14 protein-coding genes are annotated in these 17212 nt (G+C 40.9%); 11 read left to right on the forward strand and 3 right to left on the reverse strand.

The annotated features are described in order from the left end of the window. Positions 1-10 precede the first annotated feature (10 nt). A complete protein-coding gene (locus tag OO007_RS07375) occupies positions 11-2695 on the forward strand; it encodes a hypothetical protein (protein ID WP_325808314.1) in 2685 nt (894 codons plus the stop codon). 150 nt (positions 2696-2845) lie between these two features. On the opposite strand, the gene OO007_RS07380 is transcribed toward OO007_RS07375, so the two are convergent. Beyond that, positions 2846-3322, reverse strand: a complete 477-nt coding sequence (locus OO007_RS07380) for a DUF4124 domain-containing protein (protein WP_325808315.1) — start codon at positions 3320-3322, stop codon at positions 2846-2848. Positions 3323-3435: 113 nt separating this feature from the next. Between OO007_RS07380 and OO007_RS07385 the strand changes: the two genes are divergently transcribed. From OO007_RS07385 to OO007_RS07405, 5 genes are all read left to right on the forward strand, one after another. Continuing rightward, positions 3436-4635 (forward strand): efflux RND transporter periplasmic adaptor subunit, encoded by a 1200-nt coding sequence (locus OO007_RS07385; protein ID WP_131905398.1) that lies wholly within the window; start codon positions 3436-3438, stop codon positions 4633-4635. Next, positions 4628-7900: an efflux RND transporter permease subunit gene (locus OO007_RS07390; protein WP_325808316.1), complete on the forward strand. Its 3273-nt coding sequence runs from the start codon at positions 4628-4630 to the stop codon at positions 7898-7900. The genes OO007_RS07385 and OO007_RS07390 overlap by 8 nt, the downstream gene beginning before the upstream one ends. Positions 7901-8288: 388 nt before the next feature. Further along, entirely contained in the window at positions 8289-8525 is a 237-nt protein-coding gene (locus tag OO007_RS07395) for a TIGR02647 family protein (RefSeq protein ID WP_131905396.1), read from the forward strand. A gap of 325 nt (positions 8526-8850) precedes the next feature. Continuing rightward, on the forward strand, positions 8851-10497 hold the full coding sequence (creD, locus tag OO007_RS07400) for a cell envelope integrity protein CreD (protein WP_325808317.1): 1647 nt from the start codon (positions 8851-8853) through the stop codon (positions 10495-10497). A 150-nt stretch (positions 10498-10647) separates the two neighbouring features. Further along, complete coding sequence (locus tag OO007_RS07405) at positions 10648-11076, forward strand: hypothetical protein (RefSeq protein WP_325808318.1); 429 nt, start codon at positions 10648-10650, stop codon at positions 11074-11076. Positions 11077-11216: 140 nt separating this feature from the next. Here OO007_RS07405 and OO007_RS07410 read toward each other — a convergent pair whose 3' ends face one another. Further along, on the reverse strand, positions 11217-11762 hold the full coding sequence (locus tag OO007_RS07410; RefSeq protein ID WP_325808319.1) for an RBBP9/YdeN family alpha/beta hydrolase: 546 nt from the start codon (positions 11760-11762) through the stop codon (positions 11217-11219). 146 nt (positions 11763-11908) lie between these two features. On the opposite strand from OO007_RS07410, the gene OO007_RS07415 reads away from it, so the two are divergent. The 4 genes from OO007_RS07415 to OO007_RS07430 all read left to right on the forward strand — a co-directional run bounded on the left by OO007_RS07415 (position 11909) and on the right by OO007_RS07430 (position 15313). Next, positions 11909-12751 (forward strand): SDR family NAD(P)-dependent oxidoreductase, encoded by an 843-nt coding sequence (locus tag OO007_RS07415; protein ID WP_325808320.1) that lies wholly within the window; start codon positions 11909-11911, stop codon positions 12749-12751. Between the two features lie 45 nt (positions 12752-12796). After that, the gene (locus tag OO007_RS07420; RefSeq protein WP_325808321.1) at positions 12797-13210 is read left to right on the forward strand and encodes a hypothetical protein; all 414 of its coding nucleotides are present in this window, start codon (positions 12797-12799) and stop codon (positions 13208-13210) included. Between the two features lie 124 nt (positions 13211-13334). Beyond that, entirely contained in the window at positions 13335-14096 is a 762-nt protein-coding gene (locus OO007_RS07425; RefSeq protein WP_131905390.1) for a sulfite exporter TauE/SafE family protein, read from the forward strand. A 191-nt stretch (positions 14097-14287) separates the two neighbouring features. Beyond that, the gene (locus OO007_RS07430; RefSeq protein ID WP_325808322.1) at positions 14288-15313 is read left to right on the forward strand and encodes a M23 family metallopeptidase; all 1026 of its coding nucleotides are present in this window, start codon (positions 14288-14290) and stop codon (positions 15311-15313) included. Here OO007_RS07430 and OO007_RS07435 read toward each other — a convergent pair. Continuing rightward, a complete protein-coding gene (locus tag OO007_RS07435; protein WP_131905388.1) occupies positions 15228-15671 on the reverse strand; it encodes a YaiI/YqxD family protein in 444 nt (147 codons plus the stop codon). The genes OO007_RS07430 and OO007_RS07435 overlap by 86 nt on opposite strands. A gap of 166 nt (positions 15672-15837) precedes the next feature. On the opposite strand from OO007_RS07435, the gene OO007_RS07440 reads away from it, so the two are divergent. Continuing rightward, positions 15838-17178, forward strand: coding sequence for a DEAD/DEAH box helicase (locus OO007_RS07440; RefSeq protein ID WP_325808323.1), 1341 nt, complete (start codon positions 15838-15840; stop codon positions 17176-17178). Positions 17179-17212: the final 34 nt, after the last annotated feature.

Below are 17212 nucleotides of genomic sequence, written 5' to 3' on the forward strand. Positions count from 1 at the left end.
AGTGTTAGATATGTTGCAAATATTAGGAAGAAGTATCAACAGAAAAAGCAGTTATCAGATCAGCAGTCATGCTAGTAAGCCTTTCAATAGAATCAGTTTAATTGCGATGGTTTTGCTGATAATGATAACGGCAGGTTGTAATAGTAGCGGCAAAGACGAAGATGCTGCCGAGGCTACCAGAAATGCTCACGATTTTGTCTATGATGCACAGCTTAAACAATACATAGTAAATGACACCGTCATTCCAGAGTCAGAGGTTAAACGTAATGTGAGTCAGGTACTCTGTCAACAATGCCACACAGAGTCTATTGCAGATTTTAAAGATACGGTTCATTACAAACTAGCCGCGCGTAGTGATACTGTTATGTTTCCTGGTGGTGGTGCTCATGGCATGTTAGACAGGGCTTGCGGACTTCCGGGAACTTCGGGTTTAGTCAACTTTACCAGCAATGAAAATTTAGGTGAGTGTGCCAAATGTCATGCAGGTCGATATCTACCTGTGATGGAAGGTATGTTCGAGGGCATGTTAACTGCGATGGGTTTGCCCGAGCCGCAAAAGCAGGCAAGCGATATTATGGAATCTGGCATTGATTGTCTGGTGTGTCATGCCGATATTTATAAATCAGTACCTGAAGGCAACAATATGGTCGTTAGTGTGCATGCACCCGCTGATGGCGCTTCACCGACATCACTTGGCTATGCCAAAGCCGCGCACGACAATAGTGATTTTGATCAGGACGGTTCTCCTGATTTACAAATCGATACCGATGGCGACACCATTCCCGATATGCCTTTGATGATGGATACCGATAACGATGGTAATCCCGATACACCTTGGCCAACTGTGGCTCAAGATAGAAGTGTCGCAGCGGTAAAATCTGCAGGGGCTACCAAGCAGTCTACCTGTTTACGTTGTCACGAACATGCGCGCACTGGATACAAAAGAGCGACTTTATTTGAAGAAGGTTACGATGTTCACGCAACCGTTAAAACCGGTCCTTTCGAAGATGCAGAAAACCAATGTACCGTGTGCCATACCGTATCAAAACATAAGTTTGTTCGCGGACATAGTGTGGGGGGCGACCTTGCTGCAGCAGACTATCCTGCGCCACCTCCCGGGACAGAGAATGACCCAGATGATCCAAGCAATATCATGTGTACAACCTGTCACAGAATCGAGTCTTTAGTAGATTCAGCAACACCAGAAGAACCTGTGAATGGTAAGAAAGCATCAATCCATAGCTCCAAACATCTTGATTCCATGGCCTGCGAAACCTGTCATATCCCGGTAAGTGGAGGGATTACATATTCTGTTTATGGCGAGGGTTCACATTTATCATTTGGTCGAAATCCAGCAGGCAAAGATTCTTTATTGATATCAGCAGACCACATGAATGCGGGTGATCATGACGATATTGCGGGTGACTTTCGTGCTTATCAAGCGCCACCTGTGTTAGTTTGGTTCAATGGAGGTACCTCATTTTTAGCCCAAACGTTAGCGGTACGTGGTTCCCAGAATGCCAAGATTACGCCATTTAAACCAATGGCAAATGGCATGGTGTTTGATGCACGTTTCTTCAAAGGTGAAATGATAAAAAATGAAGCGGATGCGGACTACAACGCATATTCAATGTACCGCTTTTACGCTAATAAGCCCGATACAGGTCCAGGAAATGCAGAAGCATTTGCCGCAATGGATATGCTGGATTTAACCCCTACAGAAGTTCGACAGGTAACGCTTAACGACTTCTTCTCCACAGATCCAAATAGACAAGCCATGGCGATGATGCAAATCTTCCCGAATATGATTCACTTCGATAAAGCGACTTACGGCTATGAACACTACATGATCAGTTCAGACCCTAAGTTTGCTGCGTGGGATCAAAATAAGGATGGTATACTTGATAGTGATGTTCCCTTCAATTTCAGTCGATTTGATGCATCCAATGCTGGCTTAAATAGCTTCAAGGGAATGAATGCCGCAATGGGAATGCCAGCTGATTATGATTGGTATCCGCCATTTGCATCAACGGATGATCTGGTTACGATGAAATTGCCAGACGGCAGTTTGATGAAGATGTTCTTGCAGATGCAGGCGTCAAGTTTGCCTGAAGAGCAAGTAGTAGCGTTCCTTGCTGCTGTTGAAAACTATCCTGCCTTTTCAAATGGTGTAACTCTGGGTGGTCATGGCGTAAGACCTAAAGAGCAAGCAATTGGTTTTGGCAGTGATGGCTGTCAATCCTGTCATGCAGCTGATGGCATGCTAAATAATCCTGTTCCCGTTACTGAAAAAGTGGCGGTAGATATGGGGCTAATGGGTATGCTTGAATTCCCCAAGTATAGATGGCACTTTTACAATATCCATGGGCTTGCGAAGTTAGGTCTAACAGTGGAGGATGATGATATCGTCGCTGGGCTCGCCAGTGTTGATATTGAAAATAATGCAAATTATATGAAGGTGAGCGATACCAGTATGACCTTGAACTGGATTGCACCTCAATCTCCTGGTGGATATCAAGCTGCTGAAACTGTTCTGGAAGGTTTGGAAATGAAACCTGATGATCTGACTAAGAATGGCGGTTCATGGATGCCTGTTCTTGAACCCATAACCAAAGCCGTGCCTAATTACCAAGTCTTAGGTTATAGCAAAGATGAAATAATCTGGATGGGAACAGGTGCTGCTAACGGCAATTAATGTAATCATTAACTAACAGCCACTAAAAAGCCCGTTTAAAAACGGGCTTTTTAGTGGCTGTTATAATAAAGCGGTTAAAAAAAACGGCCTATAAGTAGGGGGGTGACTATTAGTTAAATCACTTTGGTATCTACTCTTTTATTTTTAGACTTATTTCACTTCTTTACAGTCTTCTGCAATACGTTGTTGCAAGTAAGCTACTTTTTCTTTTCGTTGTTCCTGATCAAGATTAGTTTTCTCACCTTTTACATCAATCCATACATTACGAAAGTTTTTACGAAGTTGTTCAAGGTTCTTCTTCTGGTTATTACAATAATTTATTAATTTTTTATCGGGGCCAGCAAGCGTTTCACCATTTACTTCAGTTTTCTGTGTATCTGTTGAATCATTGTTGGGTGCTGCAGCTGTTTCTGCAGGTGGTCTATATTTACCTGCGGCTGCTTTGATTTCGTCTTCGATATTTTTCGCTTTAACTCGCTTGGTTTTATGAACAGGTGGTTGAGCAGTGTAATGAACGCCGCCATTTTCATCGACCCATTTATAAATTTCGGCGTGTGTATTCGCAGAAAGAATAAGTAGTGCTGAAGTAATCGTTGTGATACCGGCTAATTTAATTATTTTTATCATTTTGAGGTGCCTATTAATAAGACTAAATTCATTTCTAGTAACTCTATATTAGACATATCTAATATAGCTTGTTAAACTTCACAATTATAATTTTTATATATAGGCATTTTAGCATGAGTCGTCGTCACAAACTTATTTTGATGGGTGTTTCCGTCGTTTTGGCACTACCATTAATCGGAAAAGCAGAGATTTCACCGCTAAATACCGCTGTGGCCGTAGAAGAAGTCGTCGTGGATTACCAAATGCTGGATGGCCAAATCGAGGCGGTAAATAAAAGTACGGTATCGTCGCAAACGGCAGGCGTAATCAGTAAATTATCCTACGATGTGGGAGATGTCGTCGAAAAGGATGCGCTAATTGCGCGTATATCATCAGAAAATCAGAAATCAGGATTACGTCAGGCACAAGCCGCCGTCAGTGAATCTAAAGCTGCCATTAGCAGTGCATCAGCAGCCGTTGTTCAGGCCGAAGCTGCGATTAGAGAAGCCACAGCAAACTATAATGCTGCTCGCGCTGAATTTAATCGGGTAAAGGGTTTGTACGAAAAACGCATCATTGCCCGATCTCAGTATGATCAGGCAGAAGCAAACATGAAGTCGACTTTGGCAAGAGTTGAGTCGGCGAAAGCAAATCTGAACGCAGCAAAAGCCCGTACTAATGCAGCCAGATCTAATCTGGCATCAGCGCAAGCAGGCTTGGCAAAAGCGGGCGAACAACTCAGTTATACCGAAGTGGTCGCTCCTTATAGTGGCATCGTTACAGAACGTTTGGTGGAATTAGGCGAGGTTGTTAGTGCCGGAACACCAATAATGACGGGTATTTCATTACAAGAGATTCGAGTTGTTACCCATGTGCCACAACGATTAATTTTAGCGGTGAGAAAAAACAAAGCTGCACGTGTATATACCGATGATGATAAGACTGGAATCGTCGTTAAAAAATTAACTATTTTCCCTTATGCGGATGAGACAACTAATGCGTTTAAAGTTCGTGCGTCGCTTGATTCTGCGCCACAAGGCTTGTTCCCAGGCGTTTATGTAAAAATTGGATTTAATGTGGGTAGTGAGAAACGTCTGGTTGTTCCAGAATCTTCGGTTGCCTATCGTAGTGAAGTGACTGGTGTTTATGTGGTTGATGAAAAAGGTATTCCAACATTACGTCAGGTAAGAGTAGGTAGGCGAACACCTGATGGCAAGGTACGTATCCTGGCGGGTCTGGATTCTGGTGAGATTGTTGCAATTGACCCAGTGCATGCCGCTGTTTTATTGAAAACTCACCAGCAAAAACTTCATGAGGCAGCATCTGATGAATGATTCTTCAAATGATGTAAACGGCGAAAATCAAAAGTTAGGGATTTCGGGAAGAATCGCCAAAACGTTTTTATTGACCGAAATTACCCCACTGATCGCTTTGATTGGCCTGTTATTAGGTGTATTTGCGGTAATGGTAACGCCGCGTGAAGAAGATCCACAAATAAATGTTACGTTTGCCAATATATTTATCGCCTTCCCGGGTGCCAGTGCTGAAGAGGTCGAGAATTTGGTGAGTACACCCGCAGAGCAGGTGCTTTCTGAAATAACCGGTTTAAAACATATCTATTCTACCTCGATGCCTGGTATGTCTATGCTGACTATTCAGTACAAAGTGGGTATAGATCGAACTGATGCATTAGTCAGACTTTACAATAAAATCGCCTCTAATCAGGATTGGTTGCCGCAAAACCTGGGAGTGGGACAACCTTTAATCAAACCTAAGGGCATTGATGATGTTCCCATTGTGTCGCTGACGCTCTGGACTGAAGATGAAAATAAAGGTGGGTTTGAATTATCACAAGTTGCCCATGCGATTGAGGCTGAATTAAAACGGATTCCTGGAACTAGGGACATTTATACCGTAGGCGCCTCTAAACGCGTGGTGCATGTGTTATTAGACAGTGCAAAAATAGCCGGTTTTAATATTTCATTAGATGATTTGCGCAATGCATTGGCAGCCAGTAATACAGCTAAAGATGCGGTGTCTGTCGTTAATAATAATACAGAAATTCAGGTGGTTGCCGGTACTTTCTTAAGTAGTGATGATGAAATAGGTGATCTGGTTGTCGGTGTATTTAACGGTAGTCCGGTCTTCTTAAAAGATGTCGCCACAATTAAACACGGTGCAGATTCACCTGAAACCTATGTGTCATTCTCAACAGCCAAAGGCGCAAGTCATAAAGGATTGCAGGAAGGTATAAAATCACCAGCTGTGACCATAGCCATTGCAAAGCAACCGAGTATTAATGCTGTTTCGGTATCGAATAATGTCATCAAACGTATCGAACAATTAAAAGGTACGTTTATACCGGAAGGCGTCAATGTGACTGTTACGCGTAATTATGGTGATACGGCTAAAGCTAAATCTGACAAATTAATTAATAAGCTGATAATTGAAACACTCGCAGTAGCAGCATTAATCTGGCTTGCTTTGGGTTACCGAGAAGCCTTTATTGTGGGTACAGCGGTTGTGATTACGCTCGCTCTGACTTTATTTGCGTCATGGGCGTGGGGCTTTACGCTTAATCGTGTTTCCTTATTTGCGTTAATATTTTCCATCGGTATTCTGGTCGATGATGCCATCGTGGTGGTTGAAAATATCCATCGTCACATGGTGTTGGGCGGGAAAAAACTGGTCGATGTTATCCCGATAGCGGTTGATGAAGTAGGGGGGCCAACGATTCTTGCCACTTTTGCGGTAATTGCCGCTTTATTACCAATGGCGTTTGTTAGTGGTTTGATGGGACCGTATATGAGCCCAATCCCCATTAATGCCAGCATTGGTATGCTGTTATCTTTGGGTGTTGCGTATATTGTTACGCCATGGATGACGAATAAGGTGCTGTCTAAGGTCGACTTCAGTTATCATCAAGAAGATGATGGTGAAACAAAATCACATAAATTCTTTCACTTTATCTTAAGTCCATTTTTACGCGCGAAAGGTGGGGGTTGGAAACGCTTTACCTTATTATTTGTTTTCATTCCAATATTGATAGCCATATCACTTTCTTTGGCTTTCCCTTTTCAGAAAGTCATCCTGAAAATGCTACCTTTTGATAATAAATCTGAATTCCAGATTGTGGTTGATATGCCAGAAGGTACTACTCTTGAACAAACTTCCAGAGTGCTTAATGAGCTATCAACCGAATTAGACAAAGTTGAAGAAATTAGCGATTACCAGATTTATACCGGCACCGCTGCACCGATTAACTTTAATGGTTTAGTACGTCAATACTATTTGCGTGAAGGATCAAATCTGGGTGATATTCAGGTAAATTTAACGGATAAACATGAACGTAAACGCCAAAGTCATGAAATTGCTTTAGCAGTGCGTATTTCATTGCAGGATATCGCCAAAAAATATAGCGCCAATGTCAAAGTCGTTGAAGTGCCTCCCGGACCGCCTGTATTAGCACCATTGGTGGCGGAGATTTATGGTTTGGATCACGAAGGCCAAATTGAAATAGCGTCCAAGGTTAGAAAGGTCTTCGAATCGACTAAAGATATTTCTGATATTGATGACAGTGTCGAAGCAAACCAGGAACGTCTGGTAATAAAAGTAGATCGCCAAAGAGCAGCGCATTTAGGTGTATCTCAAGCAGCGATTACATCGTCAATCAGTACTGTGTTAGGTGGTGAGGATGTGACGTTTATCCATAACAAAAATCTGAAATATGCGGTACCGATTCGCCTTGAATTTCCTGTTGCTAATAAAGATAAAATTGAATCAATCCTGTCTTTAAAAATTCGAAGTACTAAGGGTGCATTGGTTCCTATGTCTGAAGTGGTACATGTACAAGAGGGAACGCGTGAGCACTCAATTAATCACAAAGACTTGCTTCCAGTCGTATACGTTACAGGTGATATGACAGGACATACCGACAGCCCATTGTACGGCATGTTTAGTATTGCTAATGGGGTTAAAGAAGCCCCGGTGGCAGCTTACGGTAAGAACATAAACGAACATTATTTCTCACCACCGGATGATCCTTATTTTTACAGTTTAAAGTGGGATGGCGAATGGCAAATCACGTTCGAAACATTCCGTGATATGGGAATCGCTTATGGTGTTGGCATGATTATGATCTTCTTGTTAATCGTCGCTCAGTTCCGTTCTTATGTTGTTCCTCTGGTAATCATGTCTCCAATTCCTTTAACGGTAATTGGCGTAATGCCTGCCCACTGGATAGCGGATAAGCAATTTACCGCAACTTCTATGATTGGAATGATCGCGTTAGCAGGAATAATCGTCAGGAACTCGATCTTGCTGGTAGACTTTATTAACGATCAGTTGAGAGCGGGTGTTGAGTTGAATGAAGCTATCATCAATTCCAGTGCAGTAAGAGCAATGCCGATTATGCTTACTGCAGCAGCGGCTATGGTTGGCGCTTTCTTTATTATTGATGATCCAATTTTTGGTGGTCTGGCGGTGGCGTTAATTTCTGGTATTCTGGTTTCTACGGTACTGACGTTAGTGGTTATCCCGTTATTGTATTTTATGTATCTACGAAAACGAGTTCATATCATTACCGGAACTTCTGCATAATTAATTGATAATTTTCTGCTAAGCTTTTAGTAGTTTGCGCGATCAGTTAGAACGGGTGCAAGTCAGAAACTAGTAACACCACACAGACCTGTATTATTTAAACAGGTCTGTTAGTTTCGAATTTGAGAACAACTGCGTGTATCTGTTGGATTTCAGATTATTCGTAAACGATTTGTATTTCAAAAAGTCTTTAAATCATCTACAGTTAAGATGAAGTTACAGACATCACACAGTTATCGCACAACATTGTTATCGCACAAAGCAGTGTTATCGCACAAAGCAGTGTTATCGCACAAAGCAGTGTTATCGCACAAAGCAGTGTTATCGTACAAAACAATGTTACTGAAACAAACTGTTACTGAAACACACAATAGGAGAAATAATAAAAATGCCATTTAACTCAGAATTGACCGATGAATTGAATTTGTTAACTCAGTTTAATCTGAAAAATGAACAAGACGGAATTAAAGTACATCACGACGCTAGAGCAGAATTTGTTGCAGCGGCTGAAAGATTACACGAAAAAGGTTTAATCACGCAAAAGGATGGTGGTTATCTGACAGACCTTGGACGCAAGGCAGCAGAGCATTCGCAAGCCTTAACAACACTTATTATTGCTAATTAGAGTTTTTGTTAATTAGAGCCCTAAGATATTTAGAGTCCTAATATATTAAAACCCTAGTATTAAGAACTAAAGATCGTCAACTTTCCAATAATTAACGATCAATCATCCCGCTATTAGAGCCACTGTGCAGTAAATAATGATCACTTTACTGCACAGTTGTTCCGAAACTTTTCTGATATTTTTTCGAAGTTTTTACACTTAATATTTACTTGTCTCCACATTTTCTGCACAAGATAGTCTTAGCTTTTCCATTACACCCCCACTGAATCTACAAAACTTATTTATAAGATGTACTCGTTAATTCATTATTAAACGAGGTGTCTCAATGGGTATTATCGCTGGTCTGATCGGATTCATTTTTTTAGTCATAATCATCGCACTGTTTTTATTTGCCGCTATCTTTATGGCAAGGAAAATAGGTATTCTTAAAACGCCAGAAACAACTGAAGGTGATTCTGCAAATAGTGATCAACATATTGTTAAGCGTTATGTTTCTGATCTCAAAACTATAAGCGATTCACTGGTTTTTCGTTTTATTCTCATCGCAGTTTTAATCGGATTTATGATGATACCGCTGAGTCTGGTCAGCGATGTGGTACGCGAACGCAGTAACCTCTATCGAGGCGTACTTAATGATATTGCCAGTACCTGGGGGCAACAACAAAACCTGCAAGGACCAGCACTGTTTATCCCATATACAGAAAAATTCATAACCGAAGAAGTGAAAACAGATAAAGACGGCTACGAGCGCAAAGTCAATAAAACCATCTATAAACAGCGCACAGCAATCGTATTGCCAGATGACTTAAATATCAGCGTAAAGCTTAATGGCGAAACGCGTAAACGCAGCCTTTATGAATCATTGGTGTATACCGCTGATTTAAACGTGACAGGCGATTTTCTACGACCAGACATTAATAGCCTTTCCAATCATATCGATAAAATTCACTGGAACCGTTCATGGTTAGCGCTGGGCATTTCGGATACTCAGGCGATTAATAAAGTTTCAGGGCTTAACTGGAATAATGAAACATCGATCGACTTTGAACCCGGTACCAAAGTCGTCAATACTATCGCTAGTGGTTTTCATGCGCCGATTGATTTGTCTCCTATTAACTCATCTGCGGCAGATACGACACTTAAATATCCATTCCAGCTGAATCTGAATATCAATGGTAGTCAGGGTTTCTATTTCACGCCATTTGGTAAAACCACTGATGTCGAGATCGTATCGGATTGGCCACACCCAAGCTTTCAGGGAAGTGTTTTGCCCAATAAACACGAGGTTGACAGTGATGGCTTCGAAGCTACCTGGTCAGTGCCGAACCTTGCACGTAACTACCCACAATTGTGGACGCTAGAAAAACAGCAGTTTAATGTGAATGAATTTAAGGCGGGCGTGAATTTATTCGAGTCGGTATCGCTGTATTCTCAAATAACCCGCGCGATTAAATACGGTATGCTGTTTTTTACTTTAACCTATATCACCTTTCTGATTTTTGAAATGGGTATTGGTCGTCGATTGCATATCGTCCAGTACGGGGTGATTGGTCTTGCTCTATCCATGTTCTATTTAACCTTGCTCTCTATGGCTGAGCATGCAGGTTTCTTCAATGCCTATATATCAGCGGCAGGAATTATCATCATCATGATCAGCCTTTACGCTTACGCGGCGATAAGGAATATAAAGCGCAGCATCATCATCACGGTGTTACTCGCTGGTTTATACACCTTGTTGTATTCCTTACTCAAACTCGAAGACTACGCGCTGTTAGCAGGCACTGTGTTACTGCTCGTGATTCTTGCAGTACTGATGGTGTTAACACGCAATATTGGTAGAGACTCGGATACAGGTTCGGATGATAAGCCAGACAATGGCAATGCTATAACAACCCGCAAACCGTCTGATAAGCCAGTAGATAAGACAGGTATCGATGGATTAACCGATAACCCGACTGTCTCTGCAACCTAATACATCGACATCATAATTATATTTTAACGCTTAACCCCAAGCATTTGCCCCGATATACGGTTTCGTATTCGGGGTACTTTTTGGTAACGGTATGGCGATATCCCAAGCTAAAACTAAATGTATATCTGCACACAATATTGAGGTTTTAAAATGATAGAAAATTTTTCGGAAACATTACTCGTTGAATACAAAAGACCGTGGAAGTTGTTTACTTTCGTTATTGGATTGTCTTTGTTGATTGTCGGTTCGTTCTATTACAAAGCACCTGATTGGGATATTCCTATCAGTATTATCATGGCTTCTCTAAGCTATTTAACTGCATCATGGAGTTTGCATGTGTTAACCGAAAGACAATGGTCAAAACTACCTTTAATGTTATTTATAATCTGGTTCTGTATCGACGGCAGTTACGCTATTTATTGGTATTTTAAAGATCCAGTAGCATTAGCGTTAATGAGAGATGTGAATTTTTTGGCGTCACTGTCTTTATATTTAATGTGCGCTTTGGTTTGGTATTATGAAGGGACGATGAAACAGGCCTTTTCTTTGTTGAAAAAAACGCAAAAGAGAATGGTCTAAAAATTGTTTAAACCAGTTCTCTAAAAAAAACACTAAAAAAAGTGCTCCAAAGTAGGGGGGTGACTTATTAAATGTTTAATACTCTTAGGACGCCTTAAATACTGATTTTTTCATTCATGGTTTAACTCCTCTGTCAAGTTTTAGACTAGGCTCTTAACTAGGTTCTTAACTAAGCCCTGTCCAAACGGCCAATCACCCAGATCAGATTCAGCATTTAAATGACCATGCGAACCGTAGTTGATGAAACGACTGCCCCAACATTCTGCAAAATATTCAGCACGCAGAATCGATACATAAGGATCATTATCACTGCTTACCACAATGCTGGGAAACGGCAGCTTCTGTTTCGGCATTGGGGCAAAATTTCTTAATACATCGGGTGTATGTCGATCTGATTCGATATCCGCAGGTGCCACCAGTAAAGCACCGATAACCTTTTCTGATTGAAAGGTGGAAGCCCAATGATTCAGCAATGAACAACCCAGACTATGACTGGCTACCACTATTGGCTCATCCGTTTTCTGAATATGCGCATCTAAAGTAGCCAACCATTCAGTTAACTGTGGAAATTCCCAATTGTCTTGTTCAACACGTTCGATATTTTCTAGCTGCTGTTCCCAGATTGATTGCCAATGACCTTCATCAGATCCTAGATAACCTGGAAGCGTTAATATTTTAATCTTCATTGTAATGAATGTGTTACGTCGCAGTTAATTGAATAGCAGGATTATAAAACAAAAAACGCCTGTAAGTGGGGGGGTGTGTTTTAACTTTTTACTTGTTACGATACTGGAAAATTATATAACCACACTCGTATTCTCAGAGGTTTTTTATGGAAACAGTATTAGTAACAGGTTGCTCAAGCGGTATTGGTTATCATGTCGCAAAAGGTTTGATGGCACGTGATTATAACGTTTATGTGACGGCGAGAACCGATGAGGATGTAAAGCGTTTAATCGGCGAAGGGTTTAAATGTTTGAAGCTTGATTATGCCGACTCAGAAAGCGTTCAGGATTTAGCGAATGAGTTGATGCTATTAGTCGGAACCAATCTTTACGCCGTTTTCCATAATGGCGCATACGGCCAACCCGGAGCGGTTGAAGACCTGACGCGTGAAACCATTGAGAAACAATTCGCCGCTAATGTATTTGGTTGGATGGAGCTGAACAATCGTCTATTAGTGATGATGCGTCAGAATAATCGAGGGCGGGTGATTTTTAATAGTTCGGTACTTGGTTTGGTTTCTCTGCCGTTTCGTGGCGCGTACAACGCCAGTAAATACGCGATTGAAGGGTTTGCAGACACTCTTCGTTTAGAGCTTTCAGACACCAATATCAAAGTGTCATTGATTGAACCTGGACCCATCGAAAGTCGTTTTCGACCTAATGCTTTGTTGGCGCTGAAAGCGAATGTAGATATGGAAGCCAGCGTGCATCGAGATCGCTATCGCAAAACACTACAACGTCTGGAGAAAGAAGGTAATACCGATTCATTTACGCTTCCTCCCGAGGCTGTATTGGAAAAAGTGATTCATGCACTGGAAAAAGACAACCCACAAGCGCATTATTACGTTACTAAGCCAACCTATATTATGGGAACGCTAAAACGTTTACTGCCTACCAAGTGGATGGATAAATTTATTCTTAAAGTAGCGGGCGGTGAGCTAAACGATTAATCAGCGTGATTAATTAATCATAAGATACTGTGAGAGATGAAATAAATGTTGGAATATTTGTTTTTTAATCGCGAAATCGCAGAAAAGTTTACTGCTTTTTTGGATAAGAAATCTTTGGCGTGGGAAGAGTTTATTGACCCGATGTTAGACTCAATCGTGATCAAAACTTCTGAAGATATCGCAGATGATCTATGGGATGAGCTCGATGATTATCATGAGGTATTAGGCGAAGAGGATCAAAAATTGCTCGAAGTAGCGATGCAAGACACTGATACCGAAACCAATGCTGCCGGTATCTACATTCAATTAGCGGGTGGCAAGCAAACTGTTGCTCAGGTTAATCCCGATGTCATGAATCGCATGCTGGAAGTTATTTCAATGGATGAATTTAATACATTCGTCGAGACCATTGTTAGCAGTGTCGAAAACCCGGATGATTCCCCAATATGTCACACCTGATGTTCCTGATTTGATAAATCATTAGCGTTATATCAGTATGACCATCAAATAAACAGAATCTCGTTTCTCTGCCGAACTCTTTATCTCCTTAAGGTCTTAATGCCGTGAAAATAACACTACACTAATGAATTTCCTGGATTTTTTATTCATTGATAGCTACGGCCAATTAGTATTACTCGCTGGTGTCGTGTTTTTGGCCGCAATCGTACGTGGTTGTATTGGTTTTGGCTTTTCTGCGTTAGTGGTTGCAAGTACCAGCTTTTGGTTGGAAGTAAAATATATCGTGGTGATGGTTATCCTTATGGAAATCATTGCCTCTTTGTTTATGCTTAAAAATGTCAAAGTGGATATCGATTTTAAAGTGTTAAAAGCTCTGATTATTACAGCAGTGATTGGTAATATTCTGGGTGTACTCCTGTTAGCCAATATAAATCCTGATTATCATCAAATACTCATCAGTGTTTATTTATTGTTTATCGTAGCCTTTAGTTTATCGAGATTTACTTTTAAAAAACCTGTCACACAAATACGATTAAATACCACAGGACTGATTGCCGGTTTTTATGATGGAATGGCAGCCATTGGTGGGATATTTCTGGCGTCAATGCTAACCAGTTCGAACTTTCCTATCAGAACCATTCGAGCCACAGCGGTTGTTTACTTCTTTATTGTAGAACCTACCTTTTTTGTATCTGCTTATTTTAATGGCTTGCTGCATCAGGAAATATTCTTCACCACCGCTATTTTGATATTGCCAATGCTGATTGGGATAACCTACGGTTCTAAATTATTCATTATTCTTACTGAGAGGACCCTGAAGCGTATTGTGCTGATTGCTTTATGTTGTCTTTCAATTATCGGTTTAATCAAGGTTGTACTTACCTAAACACAACAGCTTACCTCAACATAACGGCTTGCCTTAACATTAGGACTTAATTACGTATTTCGATTATATAGAATCAAAAAAGTCCTCATAAGTAGGGGGGTGGCTTGGTTATTAATTACCCAAATGGGTGATTGAAATCAGATAAACCACTGTGCTAATATTCAAAATCCCTATGCTCCTGTGAAATCAGTATGGATATTTTCAATTGTAATGCCACCAATAGAAGTGGCGTTATTAAACATTCTTTGTTTTTAATCGCTAGTCTGATCGTTTCAATTGCTATTGTATTTGTGGTCAATATGAACATTGCTCAAAATGAGCCCGTGGTTATTAAACCAGTGATTATTAAACCAGTGCTTAAGCTTGCCGCGGTTGACGTAGATGAGTCAGACTTCAACGATATCCATTCTAACAAGTTTGTACCTGTAGAAATGAGAAGCGTTCCCGTATCTCATGCTAAACAACAATCCATCGTTGAAAATAAAACTACAAATACGGTTAAGATAGTCACTGATGTGAGTGTTGGTGATTTTGATCAAAATAATGCAGTGACTGTTTTGAATAACGATGAAGAGCCTGCTTTAACAACAACATCAAACAAGCTAGTGAAAAAGGCATTGGATAAAACTCTAAAGGACACTGCAAAACTTAAACAATTTTCTTCCAAAGTAATAAAGATCAGTAACTTTCCGGTAAAAGATGGATTTTTATCATCAGGCTTTGGCATGAGAAAACATCCCATACACGGCAATATAAGAATGCATTCGGGTATTGATATCGCAGCAATAGCGGGTAGCAATGTTCAGGCAATGGGTGAGGGAACGGTAGTTTTTGCCGGCAGAAAGTCAGGCTACGGTAATAATGTCGATATTAAGCATGGGAATACGGTAATCACCCGTTATTCACATTTAAGAGAAATTTTAGTCGAAGTGGGCCAGAAGGTTACCCCTGAAGATGTGATTGGATTGGTGGGAAGTACAGGAGTTTCAACCGGACCACATTTGCATCTCGAAGTAGCGCTCAATGAAACAGAAGTTGATCCTTCCATATTCCTTGCGGGTAAAGCGACGGTAGCGGCAAAACCTATTGTGCGTCAGTATGCAAAGACCACAACGGATAATAAATTAGCGACTAATTTTGATGAAGCAACCTATCAAGACTATTTGCAAAGTTTTGACGGTCTTTATGGTTTAGTGGTGCCGGGCCAGACGAATTAATCCCACTGGAACGTAAGGTTTCCATAAAATCACGCATATTCAAACGCTGTTTTATATTTTCGGTGGTATATAACTCGCCACGCGGATTCAAAGCCACAGCACCTTTCTCAATAGCTTCAGCTGCCAGCGGAATATCCTGAGTAATCACTAAATCACCTGGTTCCAGGCGCTTTACGATTTCATTATCAGCAACATCAAATCCAGAGGCGACTTGCGTAAATTTAATATAGGGTGAGGGCGGAATTCGCATCGCGTGATTCGCAATCAGGGTCGTTATAATTTCCTTACGTGCGGCTAAGCGAAAGATGATTTCTTTAATTGGAGTTGGACAAGCGTCCGCATCGACCCATATTTTCATAATAGTTGCTCAATCAAGCTCTTAAAACCTGATTATCATAGCACTATGCTTGCTTATGCTGTAACCTCCCGCGATTAACAGTAATGCAATTACTGTGCAGTGTTCTTTGATCATCTTTCTCCTTGAAAATAATAAAAGAACACAATAACGAGATAAAGAGATTATCATGAAATTTGAAGACCTAGGATTGTCAGAAGACATCCTAAAAGCACTATCACGAAAAGGTTATACCGAACCTTCACCCATTCAAGCACAAGCAATTCCTGCCGTATTAAAAGGCAGAGATCTAATGGCTGCAGCACAGACAGGTACTGGTAAAACCGCAGGTTTTACCTTACCGATACTAGAATTACTCAGAAAAGGTCAGCCACCCAAAGCTAAACAGGTTAGAACCTTAATTATCACACCAACCCGTGAGTTAGCGGCACAGATTCAGGAAAGTGTTGAAGCCTATGGCAAACACTTAAAATTGACCTCTACGGTTGTTTTTGGCGGGGTGAAAATTAACCCGCAGATTAAACGACTTCAACGCGGTACAGATATTCTGGTCGCTACACCGGGAAGATTGCTGGATTTACATCATCAAAAAGCAGTGAAGTTTGATGATTTAGAAATTTTGGTACTGGATGAAGCCGATCGCATGTTGGATATGGGATTCATCCACGATATCCGTAAAATCATCTATCATCTGCCTAGTCAAAGACAGAACTTGTTATTTTCAGCCACGTTCTCGAATGAAATTCGTAAACTGGCAAAGACTTTGGTGAATGATCCGGTTGAGATTTCAGTAACACCAAGAAATACAACGGCCGATACGGTTAAGCAATGGATTTGTCCTGTTGATAAAAAGCAGAAGTCAGAATTGCTGGCTCACCTGATACATGACAATAATTGGGAGCAGGTATTAGTTTTTTCACGTACCAAACACGGTGCTGATCGACTTACTCGTCAATTAGAAAAGAACCAGATTACTGCAGTAGCCATTCACGGTAATAAAAGCCAGGGTGCGAGAACAAAAGCATTAGCCGCATTTAAAAAGAATAATGTGCGAGTATTGGTAGCAACCGATATCGCTGCCAGAGGTATAGATATCAACCAGTTACCTCAGGTTGTTAACTTCGATCTACCAAATGTTCCTGAGGATTATGTACATAGAATTGGTCGTACAGGACGCGCTGGAGAAGTAGGTCAGGCGGTTTCATTAGTCAGCGCTGATGAGATCAAACAACTTAGAGATATTGAAAAGTTAATTGGACGCTTATTAGAGCGTAAGTTAATCGATGGTTTTGAGCCTGACCACGATGTTCCTGTAACATCACTGAACGACCAGCAAAAACCTGCCCGTAAGCCGGGGGGTGGTAGTGGTCGCCCAAATAAGAAAACCAATTACAGAAATCGTAATAACGCTAATAAAAGCGGTAATAAGAATTCGAGTAGACGTGGTGGTCAAAACGCACAAGCCAAAAAGAAAAGTAGCGGAAACACATCGAACTCTAATCAGAGTTAATGGTATTTGTTACATTTCAAAAAATGATTTCTGA

It is taken from the genome of Cocleimonas sp. KMM 6892 (genome assembly GCF_035798195.1).
Lineage (GTDB): Bacteria > Pseudomonadota > Gammaproteobacteria > Thiotrichales > Thiotrichaceae > Cocleimonas > Cocleimonas flava.